Origin of the sequence: Flavobacterium sp. (assembly GCF_035299245.1) — a bacterium.
Lineage (GTDB): Bacteria > Bacteroidota > Bacteroidia > Flavobacteriales > Flavobacteriaceae > Flavobacterium.
On sequence record NZ_DATGWY010000016.1, the window covers coordinates 200,746 to 220,470 of the forward strand.

General features: G+C 35.3%; 18 protein-coding genes. 7 read left to right on the forward strand and 11 right to left on the reverse strand.

The annotated features are described in order from the left end of the window. Positions 1–4: 4 nt before the first annotated feature. From VK161_RS12225 to VK161_RS12245, 5 genes are all read left to right on the forward strand, one after another. Positions 5–484 (forward strand): Spy/CpxP family protein refolding chaperone, encoded by a 480-nt coding sequence (locus VK161_RS12225; protein ID WP_324215066.1) that lies wholly within the window; start codon positions 5–7, stop codon positions 482–484. After that, positions 474–1,169: an MbnP family protein gene (locus VK161_RS12230; protein ID WP_324215067.1), complete on the forward strand. Its 696-nt coding sequence runs from the start codon at positions 474–476 to the stop codon at positions 1,167–1,169. The genes VK161_RS12225 and VK161_RS12230 overlap by 11 nt, the downstream gene beginning before the upstream one ends. Further along, a complete protein-coding gene (locus VK161_RS12235) occupies positions 1,166–2,188 on the forward strand; it encodes a cytochrome-c peroxidase (protein WP_324215068.1) in 1,023 nt (340 codons plus the stop codon). Before VK161_RS12230 ends, VK161_RS12235 begins: the two co-directional genes overlap by 4 nt. A gap of 62 nt (positions 2,189–2,250) precedes the next feature. After that, positions 2,251–3,612 carry a YHYH protein gene (locus VK161_RS12240; RefSeq protein WP_324215069.1) on the forward strand — a complete coding sequence of 454 codons (1,362 nt, stop codon included), beginning with the start codon at positions 2,251–2,253 and terminating at the stop codon, positions 3,610–3,612. Between the two features lie 26 nt (positions 3,613–3,638). Beyond that, a complete protein-coding gene (locus VK161_RS12245) occupies positions 3,639–4,811 on the forward strand; it encodes a cytochrome-c peroxidase (protein ID WP_324215070.1) in 1,173 nt (390 codons plus the stop codon). A gap of 67 nt (positions 4,812–4,878) precedes the next feature. Here VK161_RS12245 and VK161_RS12250 read toward each other — a convergent pair whose 3' ends face one another. From VK161_RS12250 to VK161_RS12295, 10 genes are all read right to left on the reverse strand, one after another. Further along, positions 4,879–5,298, reverse strand: a complete 420-nt coding sequence (locus tag VK161_RS12250; protein WP_324215071.1) for a protease complex subunit PrcB family protein — start codon at positions 5,296–5,298, stop codon at positions 4,879–4,881. After that, a complete protein-coding gene (gene bshA / locus VK161_RS12255) occupies positions 5,295–6,437 on the reverse strand; it encodes an N-acetyl-alpha-D-glucosaminyl L-malate synthase BshA (protein ID WP_324215072.1) in 1,143 nt (380 codons plus the stop codon). The genes VK161_RS12250 and bshA overlap by 4 nt, the downstream gene beginning before the upstream one ends. Positions 6,438–6,501: 64 nt before the next feature. After that, positions 6,502–9,513, reverse strand: a complete 3,012-nt coding sequence (locus VK161_RS12260) for a glycoside hydrolase family 3 N-terminal domain-containing protein (RefSeq protein ID WP_324215073.1) — start codon at positions 9,511–9,513, stop codon at positions 6,502–6,504. Positions 9,514–9,522: 9 nt separating this feature from the next. Beyond that, a complete protein-coding gene (locus tag VK161_RS12265) occupies positions 9,523–10,005 on the reverse strand; it encodes an ABC transporter ATPase (protein WP_324215074.1) in 483 nt (160 codons plus the stop codon). An 18-nt stretch (positions 10,006–10,023) separates the two neighbouring features. Continuing rightward, positions 10,024–10,815, reverse strand: coding sequence for a (Fe-S)-binding protein (locus VK161_RS12270; protein ID WP_324215075.1), 792 nt, complete (start codon positions 10,813–10,815; stop codon positions 10,024–10,026). A 41-nt stretch (positions 10,816–10,856) separates the two neighbouring features. Further along, complete coding sequence (locus VK161_RS12275; protein WP_324215118.1) at positions 10,857–11,303, reverse strand: LNS2 domain-containing protein; 447 nt, start codon at positions 11,301–11,303, stop codon at positions 10,857–10,859. Positions 11,304–11,428: 125 nt separating this feature from the next. Further along, positions 11,429–12,754: a (Fe-S)-binding protein gene (locus tag VK161_RS12280; protein ID WP_324215076.1), complete on the reverse strand. Its 1,326-nt coding sequence runs from the start codon at positions 12,752–12,754 to the stop codon at positions 11,429–11,431. A gap of 6 nt (positions 12,755–12,760) precedes the next feature. Continuing rightward, entirely contained in the window at positions 12,761–13,714 is a 954-nt protein-coding gene (locus tag VK161_RS12285; RefSeq protein WP_324215077.1) for an MlaD family protein, read from the reverse strand. Between the two features lie 28 nt (positions 13,715–13,742). Beyond that, positions 13,743–14,894, reverse strand: coding sequence for an N-acetylmuramoyl-L-alanine amidase (locus VK161_RS12290; RefSeq protein WP_324215078.1), 1,152 nt, complete (start codon positions 14,892–14,894; stop codon positions 13,743–13,745). A 23-nt stretch (positions 14,895–14,917) separates the two neighbouring features. Continuing rightward, positions 14,918–16,045 carry an N-acetylmuramoyl-L-alanine amidase gene (locus tag VK161_RS12295; protein ID WP_324215079.1) on the reverse strand — a complete coding sequence of 376 codons (1,128 nt, stop codon included), beginning with the start codon at positions 16,043–16,045 and terminating at the stop codon, positions 14,918–14,920. Between the two features lie 132 nt (positions 16,046–16,177). On the opposite strand from VK161_RS12295, the gene VK161_RS12300 reads away from it, so the two are divergent. Next, positions 16,178–18,868: a putative LPS assembly protein LptD gene (locus VK161_RS12300; RefSeq protein WP_324215080.1), complete on the forward strand. Its 2,691-nt coding sequence runs from the start codon at positions 16,178–16,180 to the stop codon at positions 18,866–18,868. Positions 18,869–18,898: 30 nt separating this feature from the next. Then, positions 18,899–19,279, forward strand: coding sequence for a RidA family protein (locus tag VK161_RS12305; protein ID WP_324215081.1), 381 nt, complete (start codon positions 18,899–18,901; stop codon positions 19,277–19,279). Positions 19,280–19,298: 19 nt separating this feature from the next. Here the strand turns inward: VK161_RS12305 and VK161_RS12310 are convergent, their stop codons facing one another. After that, positions 19,299–19,673, reverse strand: a complete 375-nt coding sequence (locus VK161_RS12310; protein ID WP_324215082.1) for a methylglyoxal synthase — start codon at positions 19,671–19,673, stop codon at positions 19,299–19,301. Positions 19,674–19,725: the final 52 nt, after the last annotated feature.

The following is a 19,725-nucleotide window of genomic DNA, read 5'->3' on the forward strand; positions in this document are numbered from 1 at the left end:
AACTATGGAAAAGCAAAAATTAGTCACATTTTCAATCATTACTTTGTTAATCATTAACATAGTTACATTGGGATTTTTGTTGTTTTCTGGACCTAAAAAAGGGCACTTTCCTCCTGATGGTGGTCGACCAAAACCTAAAGAAATAATCATCGAGCAATTGCATTTGGACGCTCAGCAACAAGCCGATTACGAAGTGTTAATTCGACAACACCGTAAACAAATCTCTGCTACAGAAGATAAAATTAGAGTTACTAAAAATGAATTGTATTCACTTTTGAATTCAACAACACTTGATGCAACAAGAAAAGACAGTCTTATTAATGCATTAGGCCAATATCAAAAAGAAATTGAGTTGATTCATTTCAATCATTTCAACGATATTAAAAAATTATGCAAACCTGAACAATTGGATGATTTTAATGCATTAACAGAAGAATTATCACGGTTATTTTCGAAACCACATCCTCGAAAACATGAACAATAAAGTAGTTAGTTGTATTGCAAGTTTCCTTTTCTTTTGTATGGCTTCGGCACAAATTGAAAAGGATTCTTTGCAATTAAAATTAAATTTATGTTTTAAAAATCAGCCTTTTCTTCTTAATCATTCGTACAGTTCTAAAACGGATAGTTTGGAAATTTCAATGTTGAAGTTTTATATATCAGGATTGGAATTACAGTATAAAGACGGAAGTTCATATACAGAACAAAATAGTTTTCATTTGATTGATGCTTCTGATAAAAATACACTGCAAATTAATCTTCCCAATAAAAATGAGATCAATAAGGTGCAATTCAACATCGGAATTGATAGCACAACCAGTGTTTCTGGAGCTTTATCCGGTGACTTAGATGTACAAAACGGAATGTATTGGGCGTGGCAAAGTGGTTATATTAATTTAAAATTAGAAGGGAAAAGCAATAGTTGCAAAACAAGAAAAAATGCTTTTCAATTTCATATTGGTGGTTATTTGCATCCCTATTGTGCGTTGAGAAAAGTTAGTATTAATCTCAATGACAATGACAAAAGAAAAAATGAAGTTTCTATTAAAATGGATGTATCTAAATTATTAGAAAACATCAATCTAGCAGAAACAAATTCGATAATGATTGCGGGTAAAGAAGCCATGAAAATAGCCGATTTATCCACTAAAATGTTTTCGGTCGAATGAAGAAAATAACATTGATTTTTGGAATTGGAATTGTAGCTCTTGGATTTTTTTCTTTTTCCAAATCATTAGTAACGCCTATTTATTTTGAAGTTCCAAAAGGATTTCCAAAACCGGTATATGATTTTAAAAACAATCCTTTGACTGAAGAAGGTTTTGAATTGGGTAGAAAATTATTTTACGATCCAATTCTGTCAAAAGATAACACTATTTCTTGTGCGAGTTGTCATTTGCAAGCTAATGGTTTTACTCATGTTGACCACGATTTGAGTCACGGAATTGACGGTAAAATTGGCACCCGAAATTCACTGACTTTGCAAAATCTTGCATGGAAAACTACTTTTATGTGGGATGGCGGTGTAAATCATTTAGACGTGCAACCTTTAGCTCCTATTACTAGTGAAGTTGAAATGAATGAAACACTTGAAAATGTGGTTAATAAATTAAATCAAAATCAAGAGTATCCAGAATTATTTCAAAAAGCCTTTGGAACTAAAAAAGTAACTGGACAATTGACATTAAAAGCTTTAACACAGTTCTTGGTAATGCTCACGACATCCAATTCAAAATACGACAAAGTCATGCGCAACGAAGAAAAATTCAATGAAAGTGAGCAAAAAGGCTACATTTTGTTCAAGAACCATTGTGCTTCATGTCATACGGAACCTTTGTTTTCTAATGAACACTTTGAAAATAATGGTTTGGAAGTCGATCCAACTCTGAATGATTATGGTCGGATGAAAATTACACAAAAGTCATCCGATTCATTGAAGTTTAAAGTACCCACATTGCGCAACATTCAATTTACATTTCCGTATATGCACGATGGACGATTTTCAACCTTAACCGAAGTAATCAAACATTATAACTCAGGAATTCACCAAAGCAAAACTTTGTCAAAACAATTACTGGAACCGATTCAGCTTACTGATGATGACCGAACCGATTTAGTAGCATTTTTAAAAACATTATCCGATAAAGAATTCTTGTTTGATGAGCGTTTTTCGTATTCAAAAAAATAATTTAGAGGAAGCGCAAGAATTAATTTAAAGTTTCGTCTAATTCTATAAACCAATCTTCAACTATGAAAAAAATACTCTTTTTAGTGCTTTTCAGCTGCTCAATTATGAATGCACAAACCAATCCAGCCATTGTTAATTGGTTGCGAAACACAACAGGAATTACGGGACGTCATTATGTTTCAGGAAACCCTACTCCTATTAATGATGCTGTTTTGGCCAATGTACAAACTGTGCAATATTCTGCAAATTGGGTATACGTTTCTACTAATGGAATTCCAGCTTACATTACGGGACCATTTTTAGATGGAAATCCATCCTTAGCAACTTCACAAAATGCCATTTTTAAATTACCTCTAAATCCGACTCAAAATACAGGAACACCAACACCTACCAATGGAGGAAATATCGGAATTTTCATCAATGGTGTAGCTTTATTTGATTACAGAGACGGCGTGGCTTGGAATGCTACTACAAATGCACTTTGTGGCGGACCAGGAAATCCGCCTTGTCCTGGTGGACCAACAGCAACTCAAGCTTGGAACAGAGATGCCATTCCGGCTGAAAGAGCAGGATTTGATTGCGCCAAAGCACATCCAGCAATGGGAAACTACCATCACCATCAAAATCCGAGTGCGTTCAACCTCGATTTAAATGTACTTTCAACCATTTGTGACACGTATCCTTCGGATGGTTTGTACGTCATTAATCCATCTCAACATTCGCCTTTATTAGGATTTGCCTATGATGGATTCCCTATTTATGGTGCTTATGGTTATGCTAATACGAATGGAACGGGCGGAATTACTCGAATGAAATCGAGTTATCAATTGCGCGCTATTACTACGCGAACTACTTCTCCAACAGGAGCAAGTGTTACAAGTGGTCCGGTTGTAAGCACTACTTATCCGTTGGGATATTTTAGAGAAGATTATGAATATGTTGCACATACAGAACCCGATTATTTAGACGAACACAATGGCCGTTTTTGTGTGACTCCTGAATATCCAAACGGAATTTATTGCTACTTTGCTACGGTTGATGCTAATCACAATTCTGCTTATCCGTATGTGGTTGGACCTACATTTTACGGAAACAAAACCGGCGTTAAAGTGACTTCAATTACCGAAACGACTACTGTTTATAATCCTTCTTTAGGCGTTTCAAATTTTGACGACACTGATTTTAAAGTGGTAATTGCACCCAATCCTGCACAAGAGTTCATAGCCATTCAGACACAAATGGCTGAAAAAGATCTTAAAGTTGAATTGATTGATGCATTAGGAAAAGTTGTAAAAACCAGTACTATTGTTCAAGGAAGCACATTGACCATCATTGAAACTGATACTATTTATAATGGTACTTATTTTGTGACTATTTCTGATGGCAATGAATCGAAATCGTATAAAATAGTAATTAAAAAATAGTTTTTAACCCTAAAACCAAATCGATTATGTTGCAACGCCTCTCCGTTTTACTTGTTTCTATGATTTTCATTTCGTGCGGAAATGATGATGACCAATACGTTGATTTGAATTCTTATCCCAATGTAGTAGCTACTTTTGGCACCAAAATCGATTTAAATAATTTATACAATTATGCCAATCAAACGGTTCCTGTTTACATTACCAAAGACAATACACAAGGCAATTCGATAACCAACAAAGGTGCAACTTTAGGAAGAGTACTTTTTTATGATAAAAATCTATCTTCGAACAACACTGTTTCATGTTCAAGTTGTCATCAGCAAGCCAATGCTTTTGGAGATGTAGCCGTTGCTAGTACAGGTGTAAACGGAACTACTGGAAGACATTCGATGCGTTTGATCAATTCGAGATTTGCAGTTGAAACGAAATTCTTTTGGGACGAAAGAGCCATCAATTTAGAAACTCAAACAACTATGCCTATTAAAGATCATGGCGAAATGGGATTTAGCGGTACTAATGGCGATCAACCTTTTTCTGGATTAATAACAAAGTTAAGCGCAATAGAATATTATAAAGAATTATTCCGATTTGTGTATGGAAGCGAAGAAATAACTGAAAATAAAGTACAATTGGCATTGGCACAATTCATCCGAAGCATACAATCGTTTGATTCCAAATTTGATATTGGACGTGCGCAAGTTGCCAATAACAATGTGCCTTTTCCCAATTATACAGCTCAAGAAAACAATGGAAAAAATTTATTTTTAACTCCGCCTATTTTTGATGCTACAGGAAACCGAACTGGCGGTGGTTTAGGCTGTGCAGGTTGTCATGCTGCTCCCGAATTTGACATCGATCCCAATACCAAAAACAATGGCATAGCAGGTTCAATAAATGGTGGTTTGGATGTAACGAACACTCGAGCTCCATCGTTGCGCGATTTAACAAAACCTGATGGTACTCCAAACGGACCAATGATGCATACTGGAGTGATTACTACTTTACAAGCGGCAATCGGCCATTACGGAACCATTACTATTGCACCTGGAAATAACAATCTAGACCCAAGATTAATGCCTAATGGTTTTGGTCAACATCTCAATCTAAATGCGACAGAAGTGAATGCGGTGATTGCCTTTTTGAAAACACTAAGTGGCACAAATGTATATGTAGATGCAAAATGGTCTAATCCGTTTTAGAACATTACTATTAAAACAAAAAAAAACGCAGTATAGTGCGTCTTTTTTTATATGTAAGAATATCTAATTACTTAATTTCAATCGGTTTTTTAGAATTGATTTTAATCACAGCATACGGATTAGTAATGGCCATAGTAACATTTCCTTTTTTGGGTTCTATTTCTTTGATGGTAACTACTATTTTATCAGCTTCTTCAACAACATTCGCCACTTCAACTCCATATCCGCCATTGTTTTTTTCGCCTAAATTAACCAAAATAAAATTGGCTGTTTTGATATCGTCGGGTTTGACAAATTTCTTGATTTCGTCGTCGCCTAACAACATTTTAAATTCTTTGGCTTCAGTAATGATTTCATAAAAACGAAAATTTCCACCTCCGTATTCACTAGAAACTAGTACGTTATACAATTTATTATCTACCGTTTTTTTTGTTGTTGAACACGAATATAAAAAGGCTAAAATTAGAATTGGGATGATCTTTTTCATACTGTCATATTTTTATTATTGAGCGCTTGATGGTACAATTCTTCGTACAACGGCAAAATATTTTTAATATCAAATTGTTTAGCAACCGTTAAAGCGTTCTCTTTAAACGTGGCTAAAGTTGAATTATTGCTTAAAATCTTCAACGCATTTTCGGCCATTTCATCAATATTACCCACATCGCTTAAATAACCCGATTGCCCTGGAAAATTTACTTCGGGTAATCCTCCTGAATTAGTTGATATTACCGGAACACTCCACGCCATCGCCTCTAAAGCGGCCAAACCAAAACTTTCGGTTTCGGATGGCAATAAGAACAAATCAGAATACGATAAGATTTGATCAATTTCATTACTGTTACCAAAAAAGATTACTTTGTCTTGAATTCCGAGTTCGACACACATTTGCTCAGCTTTTTCTTTCTCTGGACCATCGCCTACCATCATTAATTTAGCTGGAATGTGTTGTTGAATTTTAAAAAAGATTTTAATTACATCTGGAATTCGTTTTACTTTTCTAAAATTACTGATGTGTGTTACAATTCGCTCGTCTTTATGAGCCATAACCGAGCGCTGGCATGAAATCAATGATTCATTTCTTGTTTTGTTCAATTCGATAAAATTGGGAATGACATGAATGTCTTTTTTGATGTTGAAATGCTTGTAAGTATCGTCTTTTAGACTTTGAGAAACGGAAGTCACAATATCGGATTTATTGATACTAAAACTTACGGCTGTTTTGTAAAACGGATGATTTCCAACCAACGTAATATCCGTACCGTGCAAAGTAGTAACCATCGGAAGATTGATGCCTTCGTCTTTAAGCATTTGCTTCGCCATATAACCCGCATAAGCATGTGGAATGGCGTAATGTACATGAAGTAGCTCAATTTTATATAATTTTACCATATCAACCAATTTACTCGAAAGTGCTAATTCGTAAGGTTGATAATGGAACAAAGGATACTCTGGAACGTTTACTTCATGGTAATGCACATTTTGATTCAGTAAGGCTAAACGAACAGGCTGACGGTACGTAATAAAATGAATTTCGTGACCGCGATGTGCCAATTCTAAACCCAATTCGGTTGCCACAACACCACTTCCACCAAAGGTTGGATAACAAACAATAGCTATTTTCATTCTAAAAAATTAATGTGCTAATTTAGTGAAATAAGCGATGCTTAACCGTGAAAGCTACGTTAAATTATTTGATAATTGCTTCTTGGATGATGCGTTGAATGTCTTCGCGGATGTTTTCTTTAGAAAGTGTGTTGGCTGCATTGGAATCAGGGAACGTTCTATTGGATAAGAAAACATAAACAATTTCAGTTTCAGGATCAGCCCAAGCCATAGTTCCGGTAAAACCGGTATGACCGAAACTCGATTTAGAAACACAACCGCACGTTGGGCCTTCTTTACCCAATTGAGGTTTATCAAATCCGAGACCACGACGATTGCCTTCCAAACAAAAATGACAATTGTTGAACGTTAGAAACGTTTCTTCCGAAAAATACTGACGTCCACCATAATTACCTTTTTGAAGAAAGAGTTGCATCATTTTGGCAATGTCCATTGTATTGGAAAAAATTCCGGCATGACCACCAATTCCGCCTTGCATTGCTGCCGCCATATCGTGAACATAACCTTGAATAGTAGTATGACGGAAATAGTTGTCGATTTCGGTTGGTGGAATCATACTCATGTCAAACTTCAACAACGGATTGTACATCGTACTGCTCATTCCTAATGGTTTGAAAAACTGTTCTGTACTTAAAACATCCAATGATTTTCCTGTCATTTTTTCGACGTAATCTTTCAAAATGATGAAGGTAAAATCGCTGTATTTGTATTCTTTTTTATCAATTAATTTACTGGAAATGATTTTACTCATGATGGTATCCTGATAATCATTTCTGATGTAGAGATTTTCGGCTACTTGTTTAGTAAAACCTTCTTTAAAAAATAGGCTATAATATTTATCAGCCGGACATTTTTCAATATCTAAAGTCGATTTGTAAAAAGGTTCCCATGCTTGTAAACGACCATAATGCGATAATAATTCTTTGAACGTAATGTCTTTTTTATTTGATTCTGCAAAAGCAGGAAGCATTTCACCCAACTTCGTTTCTAAAGTTACTTTTCCGTGATCGTACAAATGCATTACATTGGGTAAAGTCGAAACCATTTTGGTTACTGAAGCTACATCATAAATATCTGAATTTTGCACTTTAGTTTTGTTATCGTAGGTGTGATATCCAAATGATTTCTGATAAATCACTTTTCCTTTTCTAGCTACTAAAACTTGCATTCCGGGCGCCATTTTTCCGTTGATGGCTTTGTTGACGATGGTTTCAATTTTGGCTAGTTTTTCAGAACTCATTCCCACACGTTCTGGAGTCGAAAATCCTAATACATTTGTGCTTTCTGTTGTCAAACCATGATTTACAGGATATTTTTCGCTTATTGAAACAGGCAATCTTCCCTTTGCTCCTAGCGCTCCAAAAATGATTTCGGCTGAAACTTGTTGGGAAATATCACTGTTTTGATACGAAACAACAATTGATTTTATAGCATCTAACGAAGGTAAATCCGATGCAACATAAGGTTTAGCAAAAATATCTAAAATAACATCTTTAGAAGCGGCTACTTTGTTAATTAATTCAATGTCATTTTTGGAGAATTCTTGTTTTTTCCACCACGAAACATCCGAAGAATGGAAACCAAAAATTACAGTTGAATAATTGCTCAATTGTTCCAAAGCTTTTGAGTTATCAATAACGCTAACTTCAGTAACTTCGGTGTACTTATTCAATGTTGATAAAAATGATGTGCCCGGAAAATCACCTAATTTGATGTAAGCAATTTTAGAACTTGCTAAGTCTTTAATGGGTAAAATAGCGTTGTCATTTTTTACAACAGTTACTGCATTTTCATACAATTCGTACTGAAGCGAACTATTGTCAACCGGATTAATATCAGAAACTAAATTTTTGGTTTCAATAGGTTTATAACTATTCAATCCGACTTTGTATTTGTATTTTAAAATCTTTTTTACCGATTGTTCGATGCGATCGTCAGTAATTAAAGTATCGTTGTACGCTTGAGTGATTTTTTCAACAGCAACTGGAACGTTTTCGGCAAACAACAGAATATCATTTCCCGCCATAAAAGCAGCCAAATCAATATCTCCAGGCTTTTTGAAACTACTTGCTCCTTTCATATTTAAGGCATCCGTAAAAATCAAACCATCAAATCCGAGTTGTTTTTGAAGTAATTCAGTTACAACAGGATAGGAAATGGAAGTTGGATAATTTTCACGCGGTTCCAAATTGGGAACATTCAAATGCGCTACCATAACCGATTCTAAACCTTCATCGAACATTCGTTTGTAAGGATACAATTCGACGTTATCAATTCGCTCTTTTGGAAAATTTACTACTGGTAAGGTATGATGTGAATCGGTTGAAGTGTCGCCGTGACCCGGAAAATGCTTACCTGTTGAAAATACGCCTTGATTTTGGACACCAGTCATCAAAGCAATAGCGCTTTCGGTTACGTTTTTCTTATCTTCACCAAATGAACGATACCCAATAATTGGATTTAACGGATTGGTATTGATGTCTAAAACAGGAGCAAAATTGAAGTGAACACCCATTCGTTTGGCCTCTCTACCCATTTGTGCGCCCACTCTTTCAATCAATTTGGTATCGCGAATGGCGCCCAAAGTCATGTTCCAAGGAAAACGATAGGTCGAATCCAAACGCATACTCATTCCCCATTCAGCGTCAATTCCGACGAATAAAGGTACTTTAGATTTGGATTGAAAACGATTGGTTAATCGCGCCTGACGCACTGGTCCACCTTGAAAGAAAATGACACCACCAATTTTATAGTCTTGAACTAATTTTTCGATAGTATTAAAATGTTCTGCATCTTTATTGGAATATGCAGCGACCATAAACAATTGCCCAATTTTCTCATTGAACGACAATTGATTGTATACACTATCTACCCATTTGTCTTCGGAAGAACTTCCTTTGAAAAAGGTTTTGCGCTCTGATTTTAAATGTGGAACGTATACTTCATCGTCTTCGTATTGAATTGCTTCTTTCTTTAAACTATTAGTCGTATCGCTCATTTTTCCTTTGGAAGAGGAACAATTGACAATAACAATTAGCGTTGCAAAAAGCAGAAATAAATGGGTTATTTTTTTCATTGAATGGATTTAAAAGAAACGACTGTGCCAACTATCGCCAGCTGGAACTTCCCAATTATCGTTCCACTCTTCAATGGTATTAACGAGATTATTGAATACAATAGTATTGGCAGTAACTGCTTTTTCTTTAGCCATTCGTTTAAAATCGATGAGTGTTTTGTGCGCTACATGCTCACCATTTTTGAATGTTACGTTCATTTTATCCAACAAATCAACATTGTAACGTTGTTCTAAACTTTGAATAAAAGCAACCGAAGAATCTATAGAACAGCCAGTTGCCGCTTGAACTTCTTGATTTACGGCAATAATTATAAAACGATTGTATTTTAATTGATACGACGCTTCAAGTGCAGCACCATGAGCACTCCAATTATTTAAGAACTCATTCAAATCCTTTTCAATTTCAACCATTTCGTCGTCAGAAAACTTGCGATTGGATTGGTAAATCCAAATACGGGATTCTGGCGGTAAACTTTCAAATGGAACGTACATTTTTATTTGTATTAGAAGTTATAAATCTTGGGCATTAGCAATTAATTCGGCAATGTCCAATACTTTAATTTCGCCCTCTTTTTCTTTGTTTTTAACACCATCAGTTAACATCGTATTGCAGAAAGGACATCCAGCAGCAATAATTTCAGGCTTTGTTTCTAATGCATCTTCAGTTCGTTCGATGTTGATTTCTTTGTTGCCAGGTTCAGCGTCTTTGAACATCTGAGCACCACCGGCACCACAACACAAACCATTGGCACGAGAACGTTTCATTTCGACTAATTCGGCATCCAATTTCTGAATTAAATCTCTTGGTGCTTCGTAGACATTGTTGGCTCTTCCTAAATAGCAAGGATCGTGAAACGTAATCCGTTTTCCTTTGAATTGTCCGCCTTCAATGGTTAATTTTCCTGAATCTAATAATGATTTCAGAAATTCAGTATGGTGAACTACTTCGTATTTTCCACCTAATTCCGGATATTCATTTTTAATTGTGTTGAAGCAATGCGGACAAGCGGTTACTATTTTCTTTACTTCGTATGCATTCATGACTTCAATATTCATCATGGCTTGCATTTGAAAATCGAATTCGTTTCCGGCTCTTTTGGCTGGATCTCCAGTGCAACTTTCTTCGGTTCCGAGAACAGCAAAATCAACATTCGCACGATTCAAAATACGCACAAATGCCTTAGTAATTCGTTTTGCTCTATCATCAAAACTTCCGGAACAACCTACCCAAAATAATACTTCGGGTTGTTTGCCTTGAGCCATCATTTCTGCCATTGTTGGCACAATTAAATTTTCTGACATATTCTTATTTTTTGAGTGACAACAATTGTGTCGTCATAACATTATTCGTGATGTTCGTCATCAAATACTTGAATGGTTACTTCTTTATCCACTAAATCAGTGAATTTTCCTCTGTAGCGAGTCGCTTTTACCAAGTGATTATCAATCCAATGGTAATTTCCGCCGCGAGGTTTTCCCATGACCATTCCGTGGTATTTGAATCCGTGTTTTTTCAACCAAATTTCAGTATATTCTCTATGTGCTTCTGTTCGAGAAGTAAAAAAGAATATAATATGACCTTCATCGTACCATTTGTTTAACGTGACTAATGCATCAGGATAAACCTCTGCAGTTAGCATGCGCTCTGGCTCTTCATTTGGAATATCGTCACAGATGGTTCCATCAATGTCAATCAAGTAATTTTTAATTCCTTCGGGTAAAATCGGACTTACTTTTTGTCCGTTTTCAGTGTGCTCTTGGAGGCTTTTTTCAATTTCGTCTGCTTTCATTTTGTTACATTTTAATTTTACTAATTCAACACCATCCCAAGCCTCACATTTATGGGATGATATTTTTTTATTTATTTTTTCAATGGACTGAAGTCCGTTGTGATTCAGATGCTGCGCATCAGGGATTATTCGTCTTTCCAATTTAGGCGATCCATCTGATTGTATTGCCATGGTGCACCGTTATTTTGAATATTGGTCATCATTGCATTTAACGATTGTGGAGCCGCGCTTTTTTCCATTACTAAATACCTTCTCATGTCGATGATAATGGATAATGGACTTATGTTTACTGGACATTCTTCAACACATGCGTTACACGAAGTACACGCCCACAATTCTTCTGCTGTGATGTAATCGTTCAATAACGAGACATTATCTGGAATGAAAACACCTTTATTTTTATCGATGTTACGCCCCACTTCTTCCAAACGATCTCTAGTATCCATCATAATTTTACGTGGCGATAACTTTTTGCCCGTTTGATTCGCCGGACAAGCCGAAGTACAACGACCACATTCGGTACAAGTGTAAGCATTTAGAAGTTGCACCCAATTCAAATCCTGTACATCGCTAGCACCAAATTTACTCGGAACAGCATCTTCTGCTGGTGCTGCATACGGATCGGCATTCGGATCCATCATTAATTTCACTTCGTTGGTAACACTTTCTAAATTATCTAATTTTCCTTTGGCATTCAAATCGGCAAAATACGTATTTGGAAATGCCAACAAAATGTGTAAATGTTTAGAATAGTACAAATAATTCAAGAAAATCAAGATTCCAATGATGTGCAACCACCAAAAAGTACGTTCCAACATATACACCGCTTCATTACTCATTCCGTCAAATATTGGAGCAATAAACTGTGATATTGGAAACGAACCCGCTTTTTCGTAGTGACCAAAAACTTCGGTTAAATTTTGAAGGTGGAAATCGGCTGCGTTCATTAATAGAAATAACGACATCAATACCACTTCGAAATACAAAATATAATTGGCGTCATTTCTTGGTTTTCCATTCAAATCTGAACTTGCGAAACGACTTAATTTTACGACATTTCTTCTGGTCCAAAAAATCAAGACAGCTATTAATACTAATAACGCAAGGACTTCAAAAGAACCGATTAAGAAATCATACAATCCGCCCATAAAAGCGAATACTCTGTGCGTTCCAAACAATCCGTCAATGATGATTTCTAATAATTCGATGTTGATGATAATGAAACCAACATAAACAATAATATGTAGAAAAGCAGCTAACGGACGTTTAACCATTTTGGATTGCCCAAGTGCAACCATCGCCATGTTTTTCCATCGTTCGGAAGAATTATCAGAACGATTGATGTCTTTTCCTAGTTTGATATTACGGATGAGTTTTTTTACATTAATGGTAAAATAACCAAATCCGATGATGAGTAAAAGTGCAAAAAATAGAGTAGATAATAGATTCATACAATGCTATTTTATAGTATCAGTTGTTGGTGGTGCGACGTACGGTTTGTTTTTCTTTCCAAACAATGAAACGTTGACGTAACGTGTTGGATACAGACGTAAATCTTGTAATAGTAATTCTAATTCTTTTGATGTTTTGGTCATGTTGGTGTACAGTGCTTCGTCTTTGACCAACTTACCCATAGTTCCTTTTCCCGACTCGATGCTACCCATAATTCCGTTTACCTTATTGAGTGTAGTTTGCATGTTTTGAACGACTTCACCCAATTTGGCTTGATCAATATCTGATGAAATTTTATTGAAATTAGCTACCGTTTTATCCAAATTAGTAAAGGTATTACTCATTTTGGATTTATTATCTGCTAAAATAGTATTGAGTTGTTTTGAAGCGGTGTGGAATTCAGTCATCGTTTGATCTAAAGTAGCCAAACTGTTGCGCAAATTTTGTTTCGATTTGGCATCCAAAACCTCGTTGATATTGACTAACATTACGTTAGCATTATCCAATAACTTTTCAATTTTATCTTTAAGTGGTTCGATTTGTTTCGCCAATTCATCGGTCAAACCCAATTTACTGGAAGAAACCAGAAAATCACCTTCTTCCGCCATTTTACCTGCATTAGAAGGAATAATAGCAATTTGTTTACCACCAATCGGACTTGGAGCATAAATTTCGGCTATACTTGTTACTCTGATTGGAAAATCGGAGTTGATTTGCAGTTCCACTTTGATTTTTCCCGTTTCATTGTTCAGACCGATTTTATTTACTTTTCCGACAGCTAATCCATTGATAGTAACTGGTGCTGACATTGTCAAACCTTCTACATTAGCATATTCAACATAAAGCGTCTTGTAATTAGTAAACAAATCGCGGCCTTTTAGAAAACTATATCCCCAAATGAACAACAGAATTGCAGAAATTACTAGAATGGCGGTTTTTATTTCTCTTGATAGTTTCAAAATGATAATTTTTTATAAAAATAGTGTATTATTTAATAACGTCTTTGATATTAATGCTTTTTCCGTCTTTAAATGCAATAATGAATGCAGTAGCAAATCCCTTGTTTTTAGCTTCTGTCAATTTCTTTTTGGCTACTTCATAATCGTTGGTTTCGCCATAAGTGTATTTGTAAAAATTATTCTCAAAAGTGCTTGAAACATCACTCAAACCTTTAAAATTTGATGGAACCAAGTCTAATTTTTTGGCACTAGCTGAAAGTTGTACCTTGTATACAATTGCAGTTGCATCAATTATTTCTTTTGGAGTGTCGACAGCGATTACAGCAGTATCTTGCACTTTTGGTGTTGGGATAACACGTTCAATTTTTCGAACATTAGGAATTTCCATAATAGGTTCGTTAGGTTCTTCCCCAAAGAACTCTTTTTTATAATTGATGATAGCATTTGCGATACAAAGCGCTACTTCTTCTTGACCTAATTCAGAATCCAAACGTTCACCTTCAGTTGGGTTGGAGATGAATCCCATTTCGATTAATACTCTAGGCATGTAGGCTTTGTGCAATACCATGAACGGCGCTTGTTTTACACCACGATCTTTTTGGTTCAAAAGATTACGGAAATTATCTTGAACTTTTCCAGCTAACGCAATACTGTTTTCAAGGTATTCTTCTTGCATCAAGGTCATACCGATTAATGTTTCAGGCGAATTTGGATCGTAACCTTCGTATTTTTCTTTGTAATCTTTCTCTAGAGTAATTACTGAGTTTTCTTTCTTTGCCGCTTCTAAATTGGATGCATTTTTGGTCAAACCCATAACATAAGTTTCTGAGCCATCGGCTACAGTATTTTTGTTAGCATTACAGTGAATGGATACAAAAATATTGGCATCGGCTCTATTGGCGATGTTAGCTCTTTCTACCAAATCAATAAAAACATCTGTTTTTCGGGTATAAACTACCTCAATATTTGGATTTTTCTCTAATATTTTGCCCACTTTTAAAACAACTGCCAAAGCAATATTTTTTTCAATATGGCCATGATATACAGCCCCAAAATCATGATCACCGTGACCCGCATCTAAAGTGACTTTGAATTTTTGACCCGTTTGTGCCAAAACAGAATTACCTACCATCAAAAATACAATTGAAAGTAGATAAAATGTGTTTCTATAGTTATTCATTAATTTCAAAATAATTCACAAAGTTAGTTATTATTTACAACCACATCACTTACTCTTTCGCATCTTCCATCTTTAATTACAACAACAAAAGCATCTGCAAAACCTTTTCTTCTCGCTTCTTTTTGCAGTTTTCGAGCTTCTTCAATATCAGTAGTTTCACCGTACATGTATTTATACATTTTATTAGTATACGTGCTGGAAATATTTTTTAAGCCTTTGAAATTACTTGGCGTTAACTTTAATTTCTTTGAACTAGCAGAAAGTTGCACTTTATAAACTGATTCATTCGAATTGTTTTTGGGATTAGAAAGCTCTTTAATCTCTTCTTTAATGTCTTTTATATCTTCTCTTTGGTTCGTATTAGAGGTATTTAAACCATCTCCAAAATATTCATTCTTGTAATTAATAATGGCATCGGCTATCTGTTTGGCCATTTTTTCCTGACCAGCATCAGAATTCAGGAAAGCACCTTCTTCTTTATTGGATAAAAATCCTAATTCAATCAATACACTTGGCATATAGGCCGCATCTAAAACCCATAAAGGTTGTTGCTTTACTCCTCTTGAGTTTCGCTTCAAATTGGAGGTAAAATTATCTTGTATTTTGGTAGCCAAATTGATACTACTGTTTAAATTTTCTTCCTGCATCATGGTTAAACCAATGAGTGATTCAGGCTTCTTTGGGTCAAACCCTTGGTATTTTTCTTTGTAATTATCTTCTAAAAGAATCACCGAGTTTTCATTTTTTGCCACTTCCAGATTCATATCTGCTCGACTTAAACCCATCACAAATGTTTCAGTTCCTGATGGACCAAAATTCTTAACCGAATTACAATGAATCGATACAAACAAGTTAGCATTGGCTTTGTTTGCCACTTTAGGTCTATTGGCTAATTCGATAAAAACATCACTTGTTCGAGTATAAATAATCTTAAAATCTTTGTCTTTTTCAAGGTATTTACCCACTTTTAAAGTCGTTTTAAGTGCTATTTCTTTTTCTTTATAGCCGTGATAGGAATTTCCAGGATCTTTTCCACCGTGACCTGCATCTAAAATGATTGTAAACGTGTGGTTTTTTTGCGAAAAAACTGAATTACAAAGAACTAGCATCACAATAATGCTCAAAAGCGGGTTCTTAGAATTGAATTTCATTTGCAAAAGTTAATTTTAATTAAAACGTATTACTTATAAAAGTATTATTTACTTATTTTTGGCCTGAATTTAGATTTAGTTTTGGTAAGTCAAAAATCAAGCCATATTTTTACAAAAATAGTATTTAAACCTTTGCGTACAAACTTATTTTATATCGTTTTATCAGCAATTTTCCTAACAATTAGTTCTGGGAAAATCAGCGCTCAAGAATTACCAAAAAATTCAAAACCCATTCCTTCTAAAAATCAAACAGATAATTCAAAAAAAGATGAAAATGGCGCTGTAGTTTCAACTACAATTATTGATTCTATTAAGGTGGATTCTCTAAAAAAAGGAAAAGGTTATTTAGAAGGTAAAGTAAAATACAAAGCCAAAGACTACGCAAAATTTGATCAAAAAAACAAGCTTCTGACTTTATCTGATGGTGCCGAATTGTATTATCTAGACTACGAGTTAAAAGCAGGTAAAATTGTTTTTGACTATAAAAAGAATGAAGTCTATGCCGGTCGCTTGAAAGACTCAACAGGAAAATACTATCAATATCCGGTTTTTAAACAAGGTAGTAACGTCATTGAACCCGATTCAATTCGATTCAATACAGTTACAAAAAAAGCATTGGTTTGGAATTCAAAAACCAATCAAGGCGAATTTAATGTCAATGCAGCAATAACCAAAAAGGAAAACGACTCTGTTTATTTTATGAAAGGTGCTCGTTTTACCACTGCAAAAGACTTAGATGATCCTGAATATTATTTTTTGACGAATAAAGTAAAATTTGTTCCCAAAAAGAAAATTGTAGTTGGATTTACTAATATGTGGATTTACAACGTTCCCACTCCATTAGCATTGCCATTTGCCTTTTTCCCTATGACAGAAGAAGCGCGTTCGGGAATATTAATTCCGAATTACACTTACACCGAACAACGCGGTTATGCTTTGCAAAACGGAGGTTATTATTTTGCATTAAGTGATAACTATGATTTAGCAGTTTTAGGTGACTATTATACTAATGGAAGTTACGCCTTACGATTTGAAAGTCAATACGCTAAGCGCTATAAATTCAACGGGAATTTTAACTTCAGGTATGAGAATTTAATTGATGGCGAACGCGGTTTTCCTAACTATTCAAAAGGTACAATTTATAATATTCAATGGTCGCATTCTAAAGACGCAAAATCAAATCCAAACTCACGTTTTACGGCTTCAGTAAACTTAGGAAGTAGCAAGTATTTCCGACAATCTTTGAACCAAGTAAACGTAGGATCAAATCTGAACAACTCTTTAAACTCTTCGATATCTTATAGCAAAACGTTCAATACAGTTCCGCAAGTCAATCTTGCCCTTGCTGCCACTCATTCGCAAAACACAAACACAGAGAAGATTTCAATGACATTGCCTACTTTGACTTTAAATGTTGATCGTGTTTTTCCTTTTGCCAGTGATACTAAACCCAAAAAAGGTTTCATCCAAAATATCAATGTCCGTTACGACTTAACAGGAAGTAACTCTTACAACACGAGTGATTCATTGTTCTTTAAATCACAGATGTTTAAGGATGGAACAACAGGATTTCAACACAATATACCGTTGAGTACCAATTTTAAGATTTTCAAGCATTTCAATGTCAATACAGCCATTAATTACAAAGAAGTTTGGTATTTGCAAACCATCAAAAGACGTACTGATTTTGAAACGGATAAAATAGTTGATGATCGCGTAAATGGATTTGATTCGTTTAGAACGTATTCTTTTTCTAACGGAATATCCACCACTTTGTACGGAATGTATACTTTTGGTGAAGATAAAAAAGTAAAAGTGATCCGACATACTATTACTCCTTCGGTTTCGCACGGTTACACACCAAAATTTGATCAATATCTAGAGCAGTACGAAGCTTCAAGAACCTACGGCCGTTTTACTGGGCCGAATACTCAAAGTGAATACCGGAATTATACCCGATTTGATACCGGAATTTATGGCGCTCCTAATTTAGTTGATGCCAATAGCGTTGGATTTTCATTAGGGAATTTATTTGAAGCCAAAGTAACGGACAAGGATTCAACTAAAACTGAACCTAAAAAAATTCAATTATTGCGCTTGAATTTGGGTTCGAGTTATGATTTTAAAACCAAACAATGGAGTACCATTTCGTTTAATGGTGGAACGGCCTTTTTTGACCAAAAAATGTCGGTGAATTTTGGTGGAACAATCGATCCTTATGAATTTGAGAGAACCAACAGCACAACTAATGCTCGTTTTGTGAGAAAAGCATTTGCGGTTTCGGGTGCCAATTTATCGATGAATTATGCTTTGGCAAGTAGCGCATTTGGTAAGAAAAAAGAAAAGAAAAACACGCAAGGTTTGCGAAATGGAGGTCGAGAAGATGACTTATTTGGTGTGAATGAGGATTTTAGTGATAAAATCAACAATCAACCAGGCGAAGAAAATGAAGAAGAAACGGAAGCTCCAGCCGAACTATTTAAATCGGACATTCCTTGGGATGTGACCATGGCATTTACTATCACCTATGCTAACAACGATTTTGGAAATAAAATCTCAAGTAGCAGTTTGATGCTTTCGGTGAATTCACAGCTGACACCAAAATGGAAAATGGGAGTTTCTTCAGGTTATGATTTTGTCAATAAAGGAGTGAGTCAAACCCAAATCCGCATGGATCGTGATTTATTGAGCTGGACCATGAATTTCAATTGGGTTCCGTTTGGACAATATACATATTGGGGATTTTTTATCGGAATCAAATCGAGTGTGTTGAGCGATATCAAATGGGACAAACGTTCGGTTCCGGATAGAACTTTGAGATAATTAAAATAATAGCATCAGATTCAATTTAATATGAAAAAAATAATTTACACTGATAAAGCCCCAGCGCCAATTGGACCTTACAGCCAAGCCGTTTTAATTGGAAACACTTTGTATACTTCGGGACAAATTGCTTTGAATCCAGAAACGATGGAATTGATTCTTGACAACATCGAAACCGAAACCCAACAAGTAATGGAAAACATGAAAGCGGTTTTAGAATCAGCTGACATGACTTTTGAAAATGTAGTAAAAACAACTATTTTCATTATGGATATGGGCGATTTTGCCCGAATTAATTCGGTTTACGCCAGTTATTTTGACGAATCGAATGCACCCGCTAGAGAAACAGTACAAGTTGCCGGTTTACCTAAAGGTGTTAATGTTGAAATTTCGATGGTAGCGGTGAAGTAATTGTTTTAGTTGCGGTCTTTTATTTTATCTCATCTAAACCTAACAACAACAATTGAGCAGTGGCTTCATTCGTAGCCAACGGAATGTTGTGAACGTCGCAAATGCGGATGAGCATACTGATGTCGGGTTCGTGTGGGTGACTTGAATTGGGATCCTTAAAAAACAACACCATTTTAGTTTTGCCTTCGGCTACGCGTGCTGCAATTTGAGCATCACCACCTTGTGGTCCTGAAAGCATTTTTTTGACTTTAAACCCTGCCAATTCTGCTTTACTTCCTGTGGTTCCGGTAGCAATAATTTTGATGTTTTCTTTTTGAAGAATGGCTTTGTTTTTGTTTAAAAACTGAACCATGTCGGCTTTTTTTCCGTCGTGTGCTATGATGGCGATTTCCATTGATTTTTTTTACAAATGTAAGTAATAAAAAAACCAAACAAGTTTTGAATTT

Coding starts and splice junctions, on each gene's coding strand:
- VK161_RS12245 (WP_324215070.1), top strand. CDS start 3,639: ATGTTGCAACGCCTCTCCGTTTTACTTGTTTCTATGATTTTCATTTCG.
- VK161_RS12290 (WP_324215078.1), bottom strand. CDS start 14,894: ATGAATAACTATAGAAACACATTTTATCTACTTTCAATTGTATTTTTG.
- VK161_RS12265 (WP_324215074.1), bottom strand. CDS start 10,005: ATGTACGTTCCATTTGAAAGTTTACCGCCAGAATCCCGTATTTGGATT.
- VK161_RS12270 (WP_324215075.1), bottom strand. CDS start 10,815: ATGTCAGAAAATTTAATTGTGCCAACAATGGCAGAAATGATGGCTCAA.
- VK161_RS12225 (WP_324215066.1), top strand. CDS start 5: ATGGAAAAGCAAAAATTAGTCACATTTTCAATCATTACTTTGTTAATC.
- VK161_RS12230 (WP_324215067.1), top strand. CDS start 474: ATGAACAATAAAGTAGTTAGTTGTATTGCAAGTTTCCTTTTCTTTTGT.
- VK161_RS12295 (WP_324215079.1), bottom strand. CDS start 16,045: ATGAAATTCAATTCTAAGAACCCGCTTTTGAGCATTATTGTGATGCTA.
- VK161_RS12280 (WP_324215076.1), bottom strand. CDS start 12,754: ATGAATCTATTATCTACTCTATTTTTTGCACTTTTACTCATCATCGGA.
- VK161_RS12275 (WP_324215118.1), bottom strand. CDS start 11,303: ATGAAAGCAGACGAAATTGAAAAAAGCCTCCAAGAGCACACTGAAAAC.
- bshA (WP_324215072.1), bottom strand. CDS start 6,437: ATGAAAATAGCTATTGTTTGTTATCCAACCTTTGGTGGAAGTGGTGTT.
- VK161_RS12240 (WP_324215069.1), top strand. CDS start 2,251: ATGAAAAAAATACTCTTTTTAGTGCTTTTCAGCTGCTCAATTATGAAT.
- VK161_RS12260 (WP_324215073.1), bottom strand. CDS start 9,513: ATGAAAAAAATAACCCATTTATTTCTGCTTTTTGCAACGCTAATTGTT.
- VK161_RS12250 (WP_324215071.1), bottom strand. CDS start 5,298: ATGAAAAAGATCATCCCAATTCTAATTTTAGCCTTTTTATATTCGTGT.
- VK161_RS12305 (WP_324215081.1), top strand. CDS start 18,899: ATGAAAAAAATAATTTACACTGATAAAGCCCCAGCGCCAATTGGACCT.
- VK161_RS12235 (WP_324215068.1), top strand. CDS start 1,166: ATGAAGAAAATAACATTGATTTTTGGAATTGGAATTGTAGCTCTTGGA.
- VK161_RS12310 (WP_324215082.1), bottom strand. CDS start 19,673: ATGGAAATCGCCATCATAGCACACGACGGAAAAAAAGCCGACATGGTT.